A 16,567-nucleotide genomic window follows, 5' to 3' on the forward strand; every position below is an offset into this window, starting at 1 on the left:
TTTCGTGTCGGACACCTCATGCGCGACCGCGTTCTCATCCTATCGGTATTGATCGTTGCTTCCTGCGGTTTGGGCTATGAGCTCATCAGCAGCGCGCTGGCCAGCTATTTACTGGGCGATTCGATACTTCAGTTCTCTTCCGTCATCGGCTGCTACCTGTTCGCCATGGGCATCGGGTCGTGGTTGTCAAAATATGTAAGAGACGAAGACGTTTTGAATCGGTTTATCGACGTCGAACTGCTGGTGGCGTTATTGGGCGGCGTTTCCGCCGCGGTCCTGTTTCTGGTGTTCGCGTGGCTGTCGGCCCCCTTCCGCGCCGCCCTGTACGTGGGCGTCTTCGTCATCGGCCTGATGGTGGGGATGGAAATCCCGCTGGTGATGCGTGTCTTCAACCAGCGCAAGGCCGAATTCCGGGAGATCGTCAGCCGGGTGCTGACGTTCGACTATCTGGGCGCGCTGGCCGTATCCCTGATCTTCCCCTTGCTGCTGGCGCCCAAGCTGGGCCTGCTGCGCACCAGCTTCCTGTTCGGCATCATGAACGCCAGCGTGGCGCTATGGACCACCTGGCTGTTCCGCGCCGAGATCCGCCGCCCCGGCGAAAAAGCCATCCGCGCCTGCGTGGTGATCGGCTTCCTGGCGCTAGGCTTCATGTATTCCTCCGCCATGACGGCCTGGGCCGAGAAAGGACTGTACGGCGACGACGTCGTGCACGCCGAAACCACGCCCTACCAACGCCTGGTGGTCACGCGCTGGCACGACGACCTGCGCCTGTACATCAATAACAACCTGCAATTCTCGTCGCGCGATGAACATCGCTATCACGAATCGCTGGTGCATCCCGGCCTGCAGGCGCTGCCCTGGGCGCGCAATGTGCTGGTGCTGGGCGGCGGCGACGGCCTGGCCGTGCGTGAAATTCTTAAGTACAAGAACATTGAGCATGTCACGCTGGTGGATCTGGATCCCGCCATGACCGGCCTGTTCTCTCGCTCGGAACCGCTGGTCAAGCTGAATCAGGGGTCGTTGAAGGACCCGCGCGTCACCGTCATCAACGACGACGCTGGCCGTTGGCTGGAAACCCACGCCGAGGTCTACGACTTCATCGTGGTGGACTTTCCCGATCCCTCCAACTTCGGGTTGGGCCGGCTGTACTCGGTGCCCGTCTATCACCTGATGGCGCGCCACCTGGCCGAGAATGGCTACATGGTGGTTCAGTCCACCTCGCCCTACTTCGCGCCGCGCTCGTTCTGGAGCGTGGACGCCACCTTGAAGGAGGCGGGACTGAACACCTGGCCCTACCACGCCTACGTGCCGTCGTTCGGCGACTGGGGCTTCATCCTGGCCAGCAAGCGGCGCGACTACACGCCGCCCGACAAGATCACCGTCCCCACCCGCTACCTGGATCCCGCAACCACCCGCGAACTGTTCCACTTCCCGGCCGACATGCCAGCCTTGGCGATGCCGCCGAATCGTTTGAATGAGCAGTCGCTCGTGCGCTATTTCGACGAGGACTGGCGCAAGGTCATCCGCTGATGCAGCGCCGCAGCTTCCTGCTGGGCGCGGCTATCGCGGCGGTGGCGAGCACGGCCGGCTACTACCGGTCGCGCATCGTCGAGACCACGCCGCACATCCATTACCCCGGCATGCAGGCCGGGCACGCCTTGCGCGACGGCGCGGCGCTGCCCGTTCCGTCCGCCAGCTACCGGCCTGACGTGGCCATCCTGGGCGCCGGCGTGGCCGGCCTGTCCTGCGCGTGGAAGCTGGCGCGGGAGGGGCACACGAATTTCGTCGTCGTCCAAGGTCCCGAATTCGCCGGCAACGCGGCGGCCGGCCGGCAAGACGAGCTGGACTATCCGTTGGGCGCGCACTATCTGCCGCTGCCATCCATGGCGTCGACCCACGTGCGCGAGATGCTGGCCGACTTCGGCATCATCGAACGCGGCGCGGCCGAGCTGCGCCCGTATTACGACGAATCCATCCTGGTGCACTCGCCGCAAGAACGCCTGCTGCGCAACGGCCGATGGGAAGACGCCCTGCTGCCCATGACGGGATTGCCCGACGCGGACGTGGCGCAGCACCGCCGGTTCCTGGCATTGATTGACCGGCTCCACACGCAGACCGGAAGCGACGGCCGCAAGGTCTTCAGCATTCCCATCGCGCTGTCGTCGCAAGATGCCGCGTGGCGCGTGCTGGATACGATCACGTTCAAGCAATGGCTGGACCGTGAAGGCTACACGTCGCCAGCCCTGCACTGGTACCTGAACTACTGCTGCCGCGATGACTATGGCGCGCAGTACGACGTGGTATCGGCCTGGGCCGGCCTGCACTACTTCGCCAGCCGCGACGGCCACGCCGCCAACGCGGGCGAAGGCGCGGTCCTGACCTGGCCCGGGGGATTGTCCGCGCTGACGGACCGCATGCGCGACGCGATCACGCAAAAGTTGGGGCACGCGCGATGGCTGCTGGCGGGCACCGCGGTGCGCGTCAACGAGACGCCTGGCGGCACGCTCACGACTTGCGTGACCCCGGGCGCCACTCCCGGCGCCTACACGCTGCAATCGCGCCGCACGGTCTGCGCCATGCCGCTGTTCGTGGCCCAGCGCATCCTGCCGGACATCCGCGCATATGGCTACGACCCGGCGGCGCACGCCTCGCCGCACGCGCCGTGGCTGGTGTCGAACTTCGTGCTGGAAGGCTATCCGCTGGAAGCGCCCGGCGAACCGCTGTCCTGGGACAACGTGGTCTACCAGGGCCAGGCGTTGGGCTACGTCGTGTCCACGCACCAGCTGCTGCGCGTGACGCGGTCACCGCGCACGGTGTTCACCGCGTACCACGCGCTAAGCGGCCAGACGCCGAACGCCGCGCGCCAATGGCTGGCCACGACTCGCCCGCAAGACCTGCGCGACGAAGCCGCCGCCGACCTCGTGGCCGCGTATGGCCGCGAGTTCTGGCGCAATGCGCGCCGGCTTGATATCACGGTGCGCGGCCACGCCATGGCCACGCCACGATGCGGCTACCTGTCCAATCCGGGACTCGCGGCGTTGCGCGAGGTCGACGGCCCGATCTTGTTCGCGCATGCGGACTTATCGGGCTATTCCGTCTTCGAAGAGGCCTCGTGGTGGGGCGTGGTGGCGGCCGGCCGAATTCTTGGGCAACCGCCGCCGCAAGCCTGATGCGGCGGGCGCGACGGATTCCCTCCTGCGCCGCCATCCGCTGCAATACAATTCCCGGCCTCGACGCTTCGAATAAAAACTCATGGGAAAGCACGTCATCGTCTTGGGCGCAGGCATTGTCGGTGTCTGCTGCGCGCTGGAGTTGCTGCGCCGCGGCGCGACCGTGACCTTGGTCGACAAGCAAGAACCCGGCATGGAAACGTCGATGGGCAACGCCGGCGTGCTGGCGCGCAGCTCGCTGATGCCGTTCAACCATCCCGGCTTATGGCGGCAACTGCCCCGCTTGCTGAAAAACGATACGGTCCAGTTCCGCTACCGCCCGCGATACCTGGCGCGGAACCTGGGCTGGGCGGCACGTTTCCTGATGCATGCGCGGCCCGCCGTTTTCCGCGAAACCGTCGAAGCCCTGGACGGCCTGATCCGGCTGTCCGCGCCCGAACACCTGAAACTGCTGGACGCTGCTGGCGCGCGCCATCGTTTGCGCGACACGGGATGGGTGTTCCTGTACCGCAGCGCAGCGGCCTGGGACGGGAGTGCGCTAGCCCGCGAGACCTTTGCCCGGCATGACGTGCCGACGCAGGTCCTTAGCCCCGCCGAACTGGCGGCAATGGAGCCAGCGCTTGCCCCCATCTTCCATCGAGCGCTGTGGATCCAGGGATCGTATTCGGTCGACGACCCGCATGAGGTCGTTGCCGCCTATGCGGAATTATTCCTGCGGTCGGGCGGCATGTTCAAACGCGCCGCCGCCACCGCCATCCGCCGCGATGGCCAGCGCTGGACGGTGCAGGGGTCCCAGGATTCCGAATCGCTGTCGGCGGATCAGCTGGTCGTGGCGCTGGGCCCCTGGTCCAAAGGCCTGTTGAAGACGACGGGCATCGACCTGCCCATGGCCTTCGAACGCGGGTATCACATGCACTACGGCGGCAAGGATGGCGCCCGCGTGAGCCGGCCCGTCTACGACACCGGCGGCGGTTACGTGCTGTCGCCCATGGCGCGCGGCCTGCGGCTGACCACCGGCGTCCAGCTGGACGATTGCGATGCGCCCGCCCGGCCCGACCAACTGGCGCTGGCGGAATCGCGCGCGCGCGAAGCATTCCCGTTGGGCGAACGCCTGGACCCTGCCGCCTGGTTGGGCCGCCGCCCCACCCTGCCCGACAGCCGCCCGATGATCGGCGAAGCGCCACGCCACCCAGGGCTATGGCTGGCGTTGGGGCACCAGCACATCGGGTTCAGCACGGCGCCGGGCACGGCGAAGATTTTGGGCGAACTGATGTTCGACGAGGCAGCAGAATCCCGCTACCGGGCCTTCCGGCCCGGCCGGTTCCTCTAACGGCCGCGCGGCCCCGAAAGGCCGCGCGACGGTCTTCTGAGAAAAGCCGGAATCAGCCCAGCAGCAACGCGTCGTCCGACAGCTTTTCGCCGCGCACGCGTTCGAACATGGCCAGCAGGTCCGGCACGTCCATGCCGCGGCGTTCGTCGCCGGACACGTCCAACACCACCTGGCCTTGATGCAGCATTACCGTGCGGTCGCCCACGTCCAGCGCCTGGCGCATGCTGTGGGTGACCATCATGGTGGTCAGCTGATTCTCGGCGACGATGCGGGCCGTCAACTGCAGCACGAAGTCAGCCGTGCGCGGGTCCAGCGCCGCGGTGTGCTCGTCCAGCAGCAGGATGCGCGACGGCTGCAAGGCTGCCATCAGCAGGCTGACCGCCTGGCGCTGGCCGCCCGACAAGAGGCCGATGCGGTCGGTCAACCGGTTTTCCAGCCCCAGGCCCAAGGTGGACAGGCGTTCGCGGAAACCGTCCTTCATCGATGCCTTGACCGCCCGGCTGTAGCCACGGCGCGCGCCGCGCATTTGCGCCAGCGCCATGTTCTCTTCGATGGTCAGGTCTTCGCAGGTGCCGGCCATCGGGTCCTGGAACACGCGGGCCACGCGGCCGGCGCGCGCCCAGACGGGCTGGCGCGTGACGTCCACGCCATTGATGTCGATCCGGCCCGAATCCACGGGCAAGTCGCCCGACACCGCGTTCAGGAACGTGGACTTGCCGGCGCCGTTGGAGCCGATGACAGTCACGAACTGGCCCGACGGAATATCCAGCGACATGCCGCGCAGTGCGCGGGTTTCGATGGGCGTGCCGGCGTTGAAAGTAATTTTGAGATCTTTAGCGGACAACATTTCAGTACTCCATTGTGCAGTCGCAGCACCCGCGCCGCATGAAGCCGGCGCAGCCAGACCGGGGCCGCCGCGGAGCCGGCTTTGCCGGTCCGCCAGCGGCGCCCCCTTGAGGGGGAAGCGCCACAAGCGCTTCGGGGGTGGGCATCATCCTTTCTTGCCGACCAGGCGGCGCTTGAGCATCGGGATGACCAGGGCGACCGTGACCAGTACCGCGGTGACGAGGTTCAAGTCCTGGGCCTTCAAGCCGATGAAATCGCTGTTCAGCGCCAGGGCGATGAAGAAGCGGTAGACGATGGCGCCGATGATGACGGCAAGGGTCGCCAGCATCAGTTTGCGCGACGGCAGAATGCTCTCGCCAACGATCACCGCGGCCAGGCCGATCACGATGGTGCCGATGCCCATCGAGATGTCCGAGCCGCCTTGCGTCTGCGCGAACAGCGCGCCGGCCAAGGCGACCAGCGCGTTCGACAGCGCCATGCCGCCCAGGATCATGCGGCCGGTGTTGACGCCTTGCGCGCGGGCCATGCGGCCGTTGGAGCCGGTGGCGCGCACGGCCAGGCCGGTCTGCGTGGCGAAGAACCAGTCCAGCGCCAGCTTGGCCAGGATCACGATCACGATCAGGATCAGCGGGCGGGCGACGTAGTCGGAAATCCAGCCCGGCTGCAAGATCGTGAAGACAGTGGGTTCGGTGATCAGCGGCACGTTGGGCTTGCCCATGATGCGCAGGTTCACCGAGTACAGCGCGATCATCATCAGGATGCTGGCCAGCAGGTCCATGATCTTGAGCTTCACGTTCAGCCAACCCGTTACCAGGCCCGCGGCCGCGCCGGCGAACGTGGCGATGATGGTGGCGGAAAACGGATCGGTGCCCGAGGCGATCAGCGTGGCACAGACCGCGCCGCCCAGCGGGAAGCTGCCGTCAACGGTCAGGTCGGGGAAGCGCAGCAGGCGAAAGGAGATAAACACGCCCAAGGCCACCAGGCTGAAGATCAGCCCGATCTCCAACGCGCCTAACAACGAGAACAATGACATGAGTCAAATCCAATCAGGGTAAGGAAGGTGCATATTAAAGACTTGAAACGTCGGATTTCTTGCGTTTGGGGGTCAGTTTTACCCCAGCTTTCGCAATAAACGTTTCCCGGTCCGCCATTTTCGCTTGTTTCCTGCCAAAGCGTCTCCACGCGTGTCGGCAATGCCGCAAGCGGAGTCGTACAAGACCGTTCAGGGAGCAAAAACGCCCGGTGCGGCGCGCGCCAGCATGGCGGGGCACCCGGCAATTCAAGACCAGCAAACTGCGCCGGGCCGCGAGCATCTTGTGAACGCTGCCGCCCTGAAGACCATGGGGTAAGGCAAGACACACCAAAAAAACTTAACAAAAACCCCGCGCACGCCGGGTAGGCGTGGCGGGGTGCCTGCGGAACCGCTTTACTTCACGACCACCGCGGCCGATTTGATGATCGCATCCGACAAGGTCACGCCTTGCTTGGTGGCCGCGCCCGGATTCACGTACAGCTCAAGCTTCGAGATGGTTTCCGACGGGATCGCGCCGGGCTTTTCGCCCTTCAGGATGCGCACGACCACCTTGCCCGTCTGCACGCCCAGATCGCGGTAGTTGATACCCAGGGCGGCGATGCCGCCGCGCTTGACGCTGTCGGTGTCGGACGCGATCAGCGGGATCTTGGCGTCGTTGCCGACCTTCACCAGGGATTCATAGGCCGACACGACGTTGTTGTCGGTGTTGGTATAGATGACGTCGACCTTGCCGATCAGGCTGCGCGCGGCCGAGGCCACGTCGACCGAACGCGGGGCGGCGGCTTCCACCAGGCTCATGCCGTACTTGGGCAGGATTTCCTGGAGCTTTTTCACGACCACGACCGAATTGGCTTCGCCCGGGTTGTAGACCATGCCCACGCGCTTGGCGTTCGGAACGATCTTCTTGATCAGGTCGACTTGCTTGTCCAGCGCCAACAGATCCGACACGCCGGTCACGTTGGTGCCCGAGGCGTCCATGCTGGCGACCAGCTGGGCGGCGACGGGGTCGGTCACGGCGGAATACACCACCGGCACGTCCTTGGTGGCGGCCACGACGGCTTGCGCGGACGGCGTGGCGATGGCCACGATGGCGTCGGGCCTGTCGCCCACGAACTTGCGGGCGATTTGCGCGGCGGTGCCGTTATTGCCCTGCGCGCTTTGGTATTGCCACTTCAGGTTCTTGCCCGCTTCATAGCCGGCTTGCTTGAGCGCGTCTTGCACGCCGTCACGGACGGCGTCCAGCGCCGGGTGCTCGACGATGGCGGTGATCGCCACCGACTTCTGCTGCGCAGCCACAGGCGCGGCGATAGCCATCGCCAGCGCCATGGCGCCAACCGTCAGAAAATGTTTTTTTCCGATCAGCATACTAAGCTCCTTGAACCCTTGGTAGTTGTTCGTTGGGGGTTTTCGTGGGGGTTTCGTCGTTATGGCCCCGTCGGCGGCTTCCCGCCTGTCTGGCTGACCATAAAGCCGTATAGTCTAACTTGCCGCCACGCAAAATAACTTGGGGGGAATCCCTGAAATGGTGCATGCCGAAAACGCAATGCCCCATGCCGGGGCACGCGGCGCCAATATCCTAAACCGGCGCGGCCGCCCTTTCCCGCAGCCCGTCGACGCATTCAAAGGCCACGCCATGATCAAACGCGCTTTGGGCCGTTCCGGCCTGCAAATTCCCCCGCTTACTTTCGGCGGCAACGTCTTCGGCTGGACCGTCGACGAGGCCGGCACGTACTCGCTGCTGGACGCCCTGGTCGACGCGGGCCTGAACTTCATCGACACGGCCGACGTCTATTCGCGCTGGGCCCCCGGCAACCAGGGCGGCGAATCCGAAACGCTGATCGGCAAATGGCTCAAGCGTTCCGGCAAACGCGATCGCGTGCTGATCGCGACCAAAGTCGGCATGGAGATGGGGCCCGACGCGCAGGGCCTGGCGCCCGCGTATATCCGCCGCGCGCTGGAAGCTTCGTTGGCCCGCCTGCAAACGGATCACATCGACCTGTATCAGTCCCACAAGGATGATCCCAACACGCCGCTGACCGACACGCTGGCTGAATACGCCAAGCACATCGAAGCCGGCAAGGTGCGCGCGATCGGGGCGTCGAACTACACGGCCGTGCGCTTGTCCGAAGCGCTGATCACGGCGGAACGCCACGACCTGCCTCGCTACGAAAGCATCCAGCCCGAATACAACCTGTATAGCCGCGAGCCTTTCGAATCCGGCTTGCAGAGCCTGGTGAAGACGCAGCAGATGGGCACGATCAACTACTACGCGCTGGCCAGCGGATTTCTCAGCGGCAAGTACCGCAGCGCGGCCGATGCCGGCAAAAGCGCGCGCGGACAGAAGATTGTCGACAATTACTTGAACGAGCGGGGCTTGCGCATCCTGAAAGCGCTGGACGAGGTTGCCGAAGACGCCGGCTGCACGCCTGCCCAGGCCGCGTTGGCCTGGCAGATCGCGCAGCCTGGCATCACCTCGCCCATCGTCAGCGCCACGTCGGTCGCCCAATTGGACGAACTGGTCAAGGCCGCCAGCCTGACGCTGACGCATGACCAGCTGACCCGGCTCAGCCAGGCCAGCGAGTGGCGTTAGGCGCGGGCAGCATCAATCCAGCTTGACGCCGGAATCCTTCACGACTTTGGCCCAACGATCCACCTCGCTGTCGACGAACTTGCCAAAATCGGCACCCGTCAGCGTGGGGATCGACGATCCGTTGCCCGCCCAGGTTTCCTTGAGCTTCGGCGTGTTCAAGGCCTTGGTGATTTCAACGGCCATCCTGTCGACCGCCTCTTTCGGCGTGCCGGCTGGCGCCCAGATGGCGTACCACGTCGACACGACGTAGTTGGGCACGCCTGCCTGGGCGGCGGTCGGTACGTCGGGCAACGAGGCCGACCGCTCGGTGGCAGCCACCGCCAGCGGTTTGATGGCGCCGGCGCGGATGTGGCCCGACGATGATCCCAGGCCATCGAACGCCAGATCGACCTGACCGCCGATCAGTGCCGACAGCATCGGGCCCGCGCCCTGGTACGGCACGTCCACCAACTTGATGCCGGTCTGCATGGCGAAAAGCTCGCCGGCCAGGTGGTGCGTGCTGCCCTTTCCTGCCGTGCCGTAGTTGATTTCGCCAGGGTGCTTCTTGGCGTAATCGATGAATTCCTGCAGGGTCTTCACCGGCAGCTTGGTGGCATTGATGACGACCACCTGCGGCGGCTGCGCCACCAGCGCGACGGGCACGAAGTCCTTTTGAATGTTGTAGTTCAGGCTTTTATAGAGCGATGGGGCCAACGCGTGGTGCGCGCCGCCCATGAAGAAGGTGTAGCCGTCCGGCCGAGCCTTGGCGGCCACGCCCGCGCCCACCGTGCCACCCGCGCCGCCTTTGTTGTCGATGACCACGGCCTGACCCAGCTGCGTGGTCAGTTGCTGGGCCAACGGACGGGCGAACGTATCCGTGCCGCCGCCAGCGGGGAACGGAACGATCAGCGTGATGGGGCGCTCTGGCCATTGCGCGGCGGCCACACCGCCGAAACTCAGGGCTGCCACGGCGAATACGGCCGCGGCGGTCGTGCGAACTTTCATGTTGTCTCCTCTTGCTGCATCATGGGGACGGCGCGATTTTGTGCGTCTCGTCTCTTGAATTTCTTATGGAATGAAGCTGCCAGGACGGCGTTGCGTTATGTGGGGATGGGCCTCCTTGGAAAAAAAATGCCGGCCCCTGGAGGCCGGCATCCCGGTCGGCGTCAAAGCGCCTTGTAGGTTTCACGCAGCACGTTCTTCTGCACCTTGCCCATCGTGTTGCGCGGCAGCTGGTCGATGATATGCACGCGCTTGGGCACCTTGAAGTTCGCGATGCGCGACTTCAGCTCCAGTTGCATGGCGGCTCCGTCCAGCGACACGCCGTCCTTGGGCACGACGACGGCCACCACGGCCTCGCCGAAATCCGCGTGCGGCACGCCGATGACCGCCGATTCCGCCACGCCGGGCATGTCGTCGATCAAGGTCTCGATCTCTTTCGGGTAGACGTTGAAGCCGCCGGAAATGATCAGGTCCTTGCTGCGGCCCACGATGGAAAGGTAGTCCGCCGGCACGTCGCGTCCGGCGGATTCCCCGCCCCAACGACCCACGTCACCCGTCTTGAACCAGCCGTCTTCGGTAAATTCCTCGCGGGTCTTTTCCGGCATGCGCCAGTAGCCCGAGAACACGTTGGGTCCGCGCACCTGCACATTGCCGATTTCGCCCGGCGCCAGCGCGATGCCGGCATCGTCCACCACGCGCACCTGCACGCCCGGCAGCGCGCGGCCGACCGTGCCGGCCAGGCGCTCGCCCAGCTTGGCATCGTAGGGGTTGGACGTCAGCATGACGGTCTCGCTCATGCCATAACGTTCCAGGATGGCGTGGCCGCTGCGCGTCTGGAAATCGGAAAACGTTTCGGCCAGCAACGGCGCGGAACCCGAAATGAACAGGCGCATGTTGGCGCACACCGCGCGGTCGAAACGCGGGTCCGCCAACAGACGGACGTAGTACGTCGGCACGCCCATCATCACCGTGCTTCGCGGCAGGTAATGCAACGCCTGGTCGGCGTCCAGCTTCGGCAACCAGATCATCTTGGCGCCGGCCAGGAGCGCGCCGTGCGACGCCACGAACAGGCCGTGCACGTGGAAAATAGGCAGCATGTGAAGCAGCACGTCGTCTTCGCGCCACCCCCAGTACTCGTGCAGCACCCGAGCGTTGGCGGCCAGGTTGCCGTGCGACAGCATCGCCCCCTTGCTGCGGCCGGTCGTGCCGGACGTGTACAGGATGGCGGCCAGGTCATCGGGCTGGCGGACGACGGTCTTGTAGGTTTGCGGCAAGCCGCCCGCGGCGTCCAGCAGCGTGCCGGTGCGGTCTTCGTCCAGGGTGTAGACATGCGCGCAACCCGCCTTGTCAGCGGCGCGCTGCACCCAGTCATGGTTCTTGCTGGCGCAGACCACCACGGCCGGCTCGGCGTTGCCCAGGAAGTACTCGATCTCGGCTTCGCGATACGCCGTGTTCAACGGCAGATACACCAGCCCCGCGCGCAGCGTGGCCAGGTACAACAACAGCGCTTCAGGCGATTTTTCGACTTGCACCGCCACGCGCGACCCGTCGGGCAGGTCAAGCGACGTCAGCAGGTTGGCCAGGCACGCCGTGGCGCGATCGATGTCGTCCCAGGTGTATTCAAGGTCGGGCGTTTCCAGCGCGACTTTGCTGCGGTCTTTGGGAAAGCCGCCTTGCAGGACAGCATAGAGGTTGGCGTTGCTCACCTTGGTCAGTCTCCGGAAAAGGAAGGGTCTACGCCGGCCAGGAAGGCGCGCACGCCCTCCTTGTGGTCCCGGCTTTCGGCATAGGAGAAATAATCGCGATACTCGTCCTCGGTCAAGGCGCCGCCTTGGGCCAACCTTGCGGACAAGCGTTTATTGATGCGGGCCGCCAACGGCGCGCCCTGGGCAATGCGGCCGGCGCTGCGGCGTGCGGCCTCGTCCACCTGGTCATCGGGGACGATGCGGGTCAACAGGCCCAGGCCCAGCGCTTCTTCGGCGCCGAACACGCGGCCTTCGAGCAGGATGGCCAACGTGGCCGCGCGCCCGGCCAACGCCAACAGCCCGCGCATTTCATCTGGCGCCATGGGAAACCCCAGGCGGTTGATGGGCACGCCGAAACGCGCCGACGCGCCCGCGATGCGCAGGTCGCATTGGCTGGCGATTTCCAACCCGCCCCCCACGCACACGCCTTCGATCTGCGCGATGACGGGATGCGGGCATTGCGCCACGGCCTGCAGCGCGGGCGCCAGGATTTCGCGGTGATAGCGCTGCACGCCGGCCATGTCGGCCCGCTGAACGGGAAACTCGCGGATGTCCGCGCCCGCCGCGAAGTTGCCGCCCTCGCCGCGCACGATCACGCAGCGCAGGGTGTCATCCGCGGCCAACTGCGTGAACACGTCCTGAAGTTCGCGCCACATGCCCACCGTTATCGCGTTCAGGCGGCCGGGATGCGACAGCGTCACCCAGGCCAGCGCCCCTTCGCGTTCCAGCCGCACGCGGCCAGTCACGTCTTGCGTCATGTCCCCTGCCCTTTCTTATTTATGGATGGCGCCGTGTATCCGGCGATCAGGCCACGCGGCCCACGCTTCGGCTGACCTGCGGTTTGCCGTCGCCCAGCTTGGCCAGATTCGTGTCCAGTTCATCGAGGTCGTACAGATAGTTCACCATCAGCCCGCAAGACTGCTTCAGGCCTTTCTGCGAGGTATCCGCCGCCCAGTTCAGGCGTTCGATGCGCGCGCCGTTGCCCAGGTGGAAGCGGGCCACGGCATCCAGCGGCAAGCTGTTCTTCATGGACTGCAGATAGCAGGCGGCCAGGCGAAAACCCGCGCGCTTGACCACGTCGGGCGCGCGGCCCTGGGCGGCTTTGGCCAGGCGCGACACCCAGCGCTGCCCGTCCGGCACGCCCTCGCGCTTGCGCTCCTTGGCGCGCGCCTTGTCTTCGCGCACGATGCCTTCGACGGCTTCGGCGTCCAGCTTGCCCAGCCAATCCGAAAACCCGGGGATGGGTGACAGGGTGGCAAAGGACTTTAGCTTGGGCAGTTCGTCCAGCAATTGTTCGACCACGCGCTTCAGCAGGAAATTGCCGAAGCTGATGCCCTTCAGGCCGGGTTGCGTATTGGAAATGGAATAGAAGATCGCCCAACGGGCCTTGTCCAGGTCTTGGGGCGGCAGCGTGCTGTCCAGCAGCACCTGCACGTTGTCGGCCATCTGGCTGGCAAAGGCCACTTCCACGAAGATCAGCGGCACGCCCGGCATCTGCGGATGGAAGTAAGCGTAGCAGCGGCGGTCGGGCGATACACGGCGGCGCAGGTCGTCCCAGGACGTGATTTCATGCACGGCTTCGTACAGGATGAGCTTTTCCAGCAACGACGCCGGCGAATCCCAGGTCAGCGGGCGCAGCTCCAGCAACCCCACATCGAACCAGGCCGACAGCAGGCCTTCCAGCTCTTTGTCCAGGCTTTGGATACCCGCGACCTGCTTGCGCCAGCGCAGCATATCGGCGCGCAATTCCACCAGAAAACGCAGGCCCTGCGCCTGGGCGTTGAAGCGCTTGAACAAGCGCGCGCCTTCGCCGCCATCGCCCGCGTACGTGGCGCGGACTTGCGCCAACGCGGCCAGCATCAACCGGCGGTCCTTGCCGTCGGCGGCGCTGTATTGTTCGCACCAGCGGCGCGCCAGCTTGTTCGCGGCCACGTCGGTCAAGCGCGCTTCGAACAGGCGCCGCACTTCGGATTCGCTGGGCAGACGCCCGCGCTCCCACAAGCGGCCCAACCGCGTGATCAGGCTGGCTCCTTCGGCGGCCGACGCAGCGTCGATCGCTTCGGCCTCGGGCTCAGGCGTGCGTGCGCCCCGCGCGGGCGCGAGATTGGCGGGTACGGACATGGGCGGGCTCCTGGATGACGATGGGATCGGATAACGCCGGATCGGCGGCGTCTTCATGGGCTAATGCGCGCAGCGCTTCCAGCTGCCGCATCAAATGGGTGTGCGCCAGCGCCTGCGCGGCCTCGCTGTCATGCGCCTTCAGGGCGGCGAAGATGGCCAGGTGTTCGGCGCAGGATTGTTCAATACGCCCCGGCCGCGCCAGGCTGCGATGCCGCGACAGGCTCAGCACCTTGCGCAGGTTGCCCACCATGTCGTTCAGCCACTGATTGCCGGACAGGGCCTGCACGGCCTCGTGGATCAGGTAGTTGGTTTGGTAGTAGGCGTCGATGCGGCGGGCTTTGGCATGGCCCGCCAGTTCGGCGTGCAGCGGCTCAAGCGCGGCCAGTTCGGCGTCGGTGGCCTTGCGCGCGGCCTCGAAGGCGCAGCGCCCTTCCAGCATGGCCATCAACGGGAAGATGTCTTCGAGGTCTTGCGCGGACAGTTCGTTGACGAAGCAGCCGCGCCGCGGCTCCAGCCGCACCAGCCCTTCGGTGGCCAGCACCTTCAAGGCTTCGCGCAACGGCGTGCGGGAAATGCCCAGCTCGCCCGCCAGCCGCAGTTCGTCGATCCATTCGCCGTTAGTCAGCGCGCGCGCGTGGATCATGGCGCGCAGCCGATCCGCGACTTCCAGGTACAGGGCTTGACGGACGATGGGTTGGCTCATGGGGAGGCGGTTTGGACTACACCGTAATTCATAATTATGAATAAACCCATGATAGATCCCGGCCGGGGAAAAGGTAAACCCCCTTCGCGCCCCGTGACTACCCTAATAGGAAGGCGGGGGTCTGCCCCCCCGATGGACGCCCCGGATAGACGCCCCCCGGCGTCCCGGAGGGTCAGCACGGCCGACTGGCCGCCCTACGCTTTAAAAATGCAGCACGCCGTCGACGGCATGGCGGGTCAGCGCGCGGGCCCAGCGACGCGCCGGCAGTCCGTACCGGGATTCCACCACCTCGGCCCGCTCCAGCAGCTCGGCCGGCGTGATCGCCAGGCTAGGCCCTGAAAACGCCAGCACGATCTGGTTGCCGGCGTCGACTTCAGGCAGCAGCACCACGCGGTCGTCGAACGCCTTGGACAGGTTGTCGATGTTCTTGCCGAAACTGTCGTGGCGGCCGAACAGGTTCACCGCCAGCACGCCAACGTCGCCCAGCACCCGCCGGCAATCGCGGTAGAACTTCACGCTGTCGCGCACCGGCCCTTCGGCCGCCGCGTCGTACAGGTCCACCATCAGTACCGGGCAGCGCCCGGCATTCAACGGGTCGGCCACCCAGGCGCCCGCGTCCGCGTGCTCGACCCGCAGCCGGTTTTCTCCCGGCAAACGGAAGAACATATGGCAAGCCGCCGTCACCCGGGGGTTCCATTCCACCGCCAGCAAGGGGCTGCGCATGTGCTTCACGCAAAACCGCACGAGCGATCCCGCGCCCAGGCCGAGCATGCCGATGGCCTCTTCCTTGGGCGGTTCCAGAAACAGCAGCCACGCCATCATCTGGCCGGTGTATTCCAGCACCAGTTCCGACGGATTCTTGATGCGCATGGCGCCCTGGACCCATTCGGTGTTGAAGTGCAGATAGCGGACGCCATCCACTTCGGACAGCGTGGGTTGGTCCAGTTCAGAGGGAAAGTTCGATTTATTCATGGCGGCATTGTAGGGCGGACGACTTCGCCGCCGTCGCCGCCTTCCCAGATGCGTTCCAGCAATTCCGAGCAGGACGCCTCCGCATGCAGGCTGGCCGACAGGCGCAGCACGCGTTTCAGGTACAGGTGGGCGTCGCACTCCCAGGTTACGCCCATCGCGCCGTGCACCTGGATCGCATTCTGGGCGGCGCGGCGCCCGCCCTCCACCGCCAGCAAGGGCACGTAAAGGCTGTCGCGGTCCGCCGAAGCAGCGCCGGCATCGAGCGCCGACGCCGCCGCCATGCCGGCAAGGCGCGCGTCGTCCAGCGCCATCCAGTCGTCGGCCAGACGATGCTTGATCGCCTGATTGGCGCCGATGGCACGGTCGAATTGGCGACGTTCGCGCGCATAGGCGGCCGCGATATCCAACGCTGCGGACGCGGCCCCAAGCAGTTCGGCGGAACGCAGCAGGCACAGCCGGGTCCGCAGCCGACGCCACGTGCCAGCCTCGACGGGCAGATCGATACCGTCCAGCAATTCGGGCCGCGTCGTCTGGGCCACCGGCATCGTGGGGTCCAGGCCTGCCGCGCCGGGCACCGGCGCATACCGTTCGAGCCGCAACGTCCTCGGGCCGAGATTGCGCACGCCTAGCGCCGGCACGCCCTCGCCCGCACCTTCGAAAAAGGCCGAGCCGTCCGGGCGCAAGGCCGCGTCGGCGAAATAGGCGCCGCCGTCCATCATTGTCCGCGCCCATTGCGCGGCCACCCCGTCGATGCCTGCTTCGCACAAGGTAGGCAGCACGACCATGTTGGCCGTCAGCGGCAGGCTCAACAGGTGCCGCCCCGCCGCTTCGGCCACGATCCAGGCCTCGCGCAGGCCCAGCCCCAAGCCGCCGGCTGCGGCAGGCGCCAGCAGTGCCGGCCAGCCCTGCTCGGCGATCTCGCCCCACAGCGCCAGCCGGGCGCCCAGCGGCCGCAAGGCCGCGTCGCGCGCCGCTGAAGAAGGATGGCGTTCAGCCAGGAAGCGCTGGGCCGCGTCTTGCAGCATGCGCTGGTCTTCGGTCAAAGGCAGAGTCATAGGAATCGAAATCAATGAAGG

General features: G+C 65.8%; 14 protein-coding genes. 4 read left to right on the forward strand and 10 right to left on the reverse strand.

The window, feature by feature from the left end; all coding sequences use genetic code 11:
- Nucleotides 1-18: 18 nt before the first annotated feature.
- The 3 genes from CQ050_RS09395 (at nt 19) to CQ050_RS09405 (ending at nt 4,500) form a co-directional block, all read left to right on the forward strand.
- Nucleotides 19-1,530: a polyamine aminopropyltransferase gene (locus tag CQ050_RS09395; protein WP_105556535.1), complete on the forward strand. Its 1,512-nt coding sequence runs from the start codon at nt 19-21 to the stop codon at nt 1,528-1,530.
- Complete coding sequence (locus CQ050_RS09400; RefSeq protein WP_105556536.1) at nt 1,530-3,170, forward strand: NAD(P)/FAD-dependent oxidoreductase; 1,641 nt, start codon at nt 1,530-1,532, stop codon at nt 3,168-3,170. Before CQ050_RS09395 ends, CQ050_RS09400 begins: the two co-directional genes overlap by 1 nt.
- 82 nt (nt 3,171-3,252) lie before the next feature.
- On the forward strand, nt 3,253-4,500 hold the full coding sequence (locus CQ050_RS09405) for an FAD-binding oxidoreductase (RefSeq protein ID WP_105556537.1): 1,248 nt from the start codon (nt 3,253-3,255) through the stop codon (nt 4,498-4,500).
- A gap of 52 nt (nt 4,501-4,552) precedes the next feature.
- Here the strand turns inward: CQ050_RS09405 and CQ050_RS09410 are convergent, their stop codons facing one another.
- The 3 genes from CQ050_RS09410 to CQ050_RS09420 all read right to left on the reverse strand — a co-directional run bounded on the left by CQ050_RS09410 (nt 4,553) and on the right by CQ050_RS09420 (nt 7,744).
- The gene (locus CQ050_RS09410; RefSeq protein ID WP_105556538.1) at nt 4,553-5,347 is read right to left on the reverse strand and encodes an ABC transporter ATP-binding protein; all 795 of its coding nucleotides are present in this window, start codon (nt 5,345-5,347) and stop codon (nt 4,553-4,555) included.
- Nucleotides 5,348-5,491: 144 nt separating this feature from the next.
- On the reverse strand, nt 5,492-6,379 hold the full coding sequence (locus CQ050_RS09415; protein ID WP_105556539.1) for an ABC transporter permease: 888 nt from the start codon (nt 6,377-6,379) through the stop codon (nt 5,492-5,494).
- Nucleotides 6,380-6,772: 393 nt separating this feature from the next.
- Nucleotides 6,773-7,744 (reverse strand): ABC transporter substrate-binding protein, encoded by a 972-nt coding sequence (locus tag CQ050_RS09420; RefSeq protein WP_105556540.1) that lies wholly within the window; start codon nt 7,742-7,744, stop codon nt 6,773-6,775.
- A 268-nt stretch (nt 7,745-8,012) separates the two neighbouring features.
- Here CQ050_RS09420 and CQ050_RS09425 point away from each other — a divergent pair, with 268 nt between their 5' ends.
- Entirely contained in the window at nt 8,013-8,969 is a 957-nt protein-coding gene (locus CQ050_RS09425; RefSeq protein WP_105556627.1) for an aldo/keto reductase, read from the forward strand.
- A gap of 12 nt (nt 8,970-8,981) precedes the next feature.
- On the opposite strand, the gene CQ050_RS09430 is transcribed toward CQ050_RS09425, so the two are convergent.
- The 7 genes from CQ050_RS09430 to CQ050_RS09460 all read right to left on the reverse strand — a co-directional run bounded on the left by CQ050_RS09430 (nt 8,982) and on the right by CQ050_RS09460 (nt 16,546).
- Complete coding sequence (locus CQ050_RS09430; RefSeq protein WP_105556541.1) at nt 8,982-9,953, reverse strand: tripartite tricarboxylate transporter substrate binding protein; 972 nt, start codon at nt 9,951-9,953, stop codon at nt 8,982-8,984.
- Between the two features lie 161 nt (nt 9,954-10,114).
- Nucleotides 10,115-11,656 carry a malonyl-CoA synthase gene (locus CQ050_RS09435; RefSeq protein ID WP_105556542.1) on the reverse strand — a complete coding sequence of 514 codons (1,542 nt, stop codon included), beginning with the start codon at nt 11,654-11,656 and terminating at the stop codon, nt 10,115-10,117.
- A 5-nt stretch (nt 11,657-11,661) separates the two neighbouring features.
- On the reverse strand, nt 11,662-12,453 hold the full coding sequence (locus CQ050_RS09440) for an enoyl-CoA hydratase/isomerase family protein (protein ID WP_105556543.1): 792 nt from the start codon (nt 12,451-12,453) through the stop codon (nt 11,662-11,664).
- A 46-nt stretch (nt 12,454-12,499) separates the two neighbouring features.
- Nucleotides 12,500-13,816, reverse strand: coding sequence for a malonyl-CoA decarboxylase domain-containing protein (locus CQ050_RS09445; protein WP_199196768.1), 1,317 nt, complete (start codon nt 13,814-13,816; stop codon nt 12,500-12,502).
- Nucleotides 13,767-14,519, reverse strand: a complete 753-nt coding sequence (locus CQ050_RS09450) for a GntR family transcriptional regulator (protein ID WP_105556544.1) — start codon at nt 14,517-14,519, stop codon at nt 13,767-13,769. The genes CQ050_RS09445 and CQ050_RS09450 overlap by 50 nt, the downstream gene beginning before the upstream one ends.
- 201 nt (nt 14,520-14,720) lie before the next feature.
- Complete coding sequence (locus CQ050_RS09455; RefSeq protein WP_105556545.1) at nt 14,721-15,491, reverse strand: spermidine synthase; 771 nt, start codon at nt 15,489-15,491, stop codon at nt 14,721-14,723.
- Nucleotides 15,488-16,546, reverse strand: a complete 1,059-nt coding sequence (locus CQ050_RS09460) for an acyl-CoA dehydrogenase family protein (protein ID WP_233213906.1) — start codon at nt 16,544-16,546, stop codon at nt 15,488-15,490. Before CQ050_RS09460 ends, CQ050_RS09455 begins: the two co-directional genes overlap by 4 nt.
- Between the last annotated feature and the right edge of the window lie 21 nt (nt 16,547-16,567).

The organism is Achromobacter sp. MYb9 (assembly GCF_002975275.1).
Classification (GTDB): Bacteria; Pseudomonadota; Gammaproteobacteria; order Burkholderiales; family Burkholderiaceae_B; genus Achromobacter.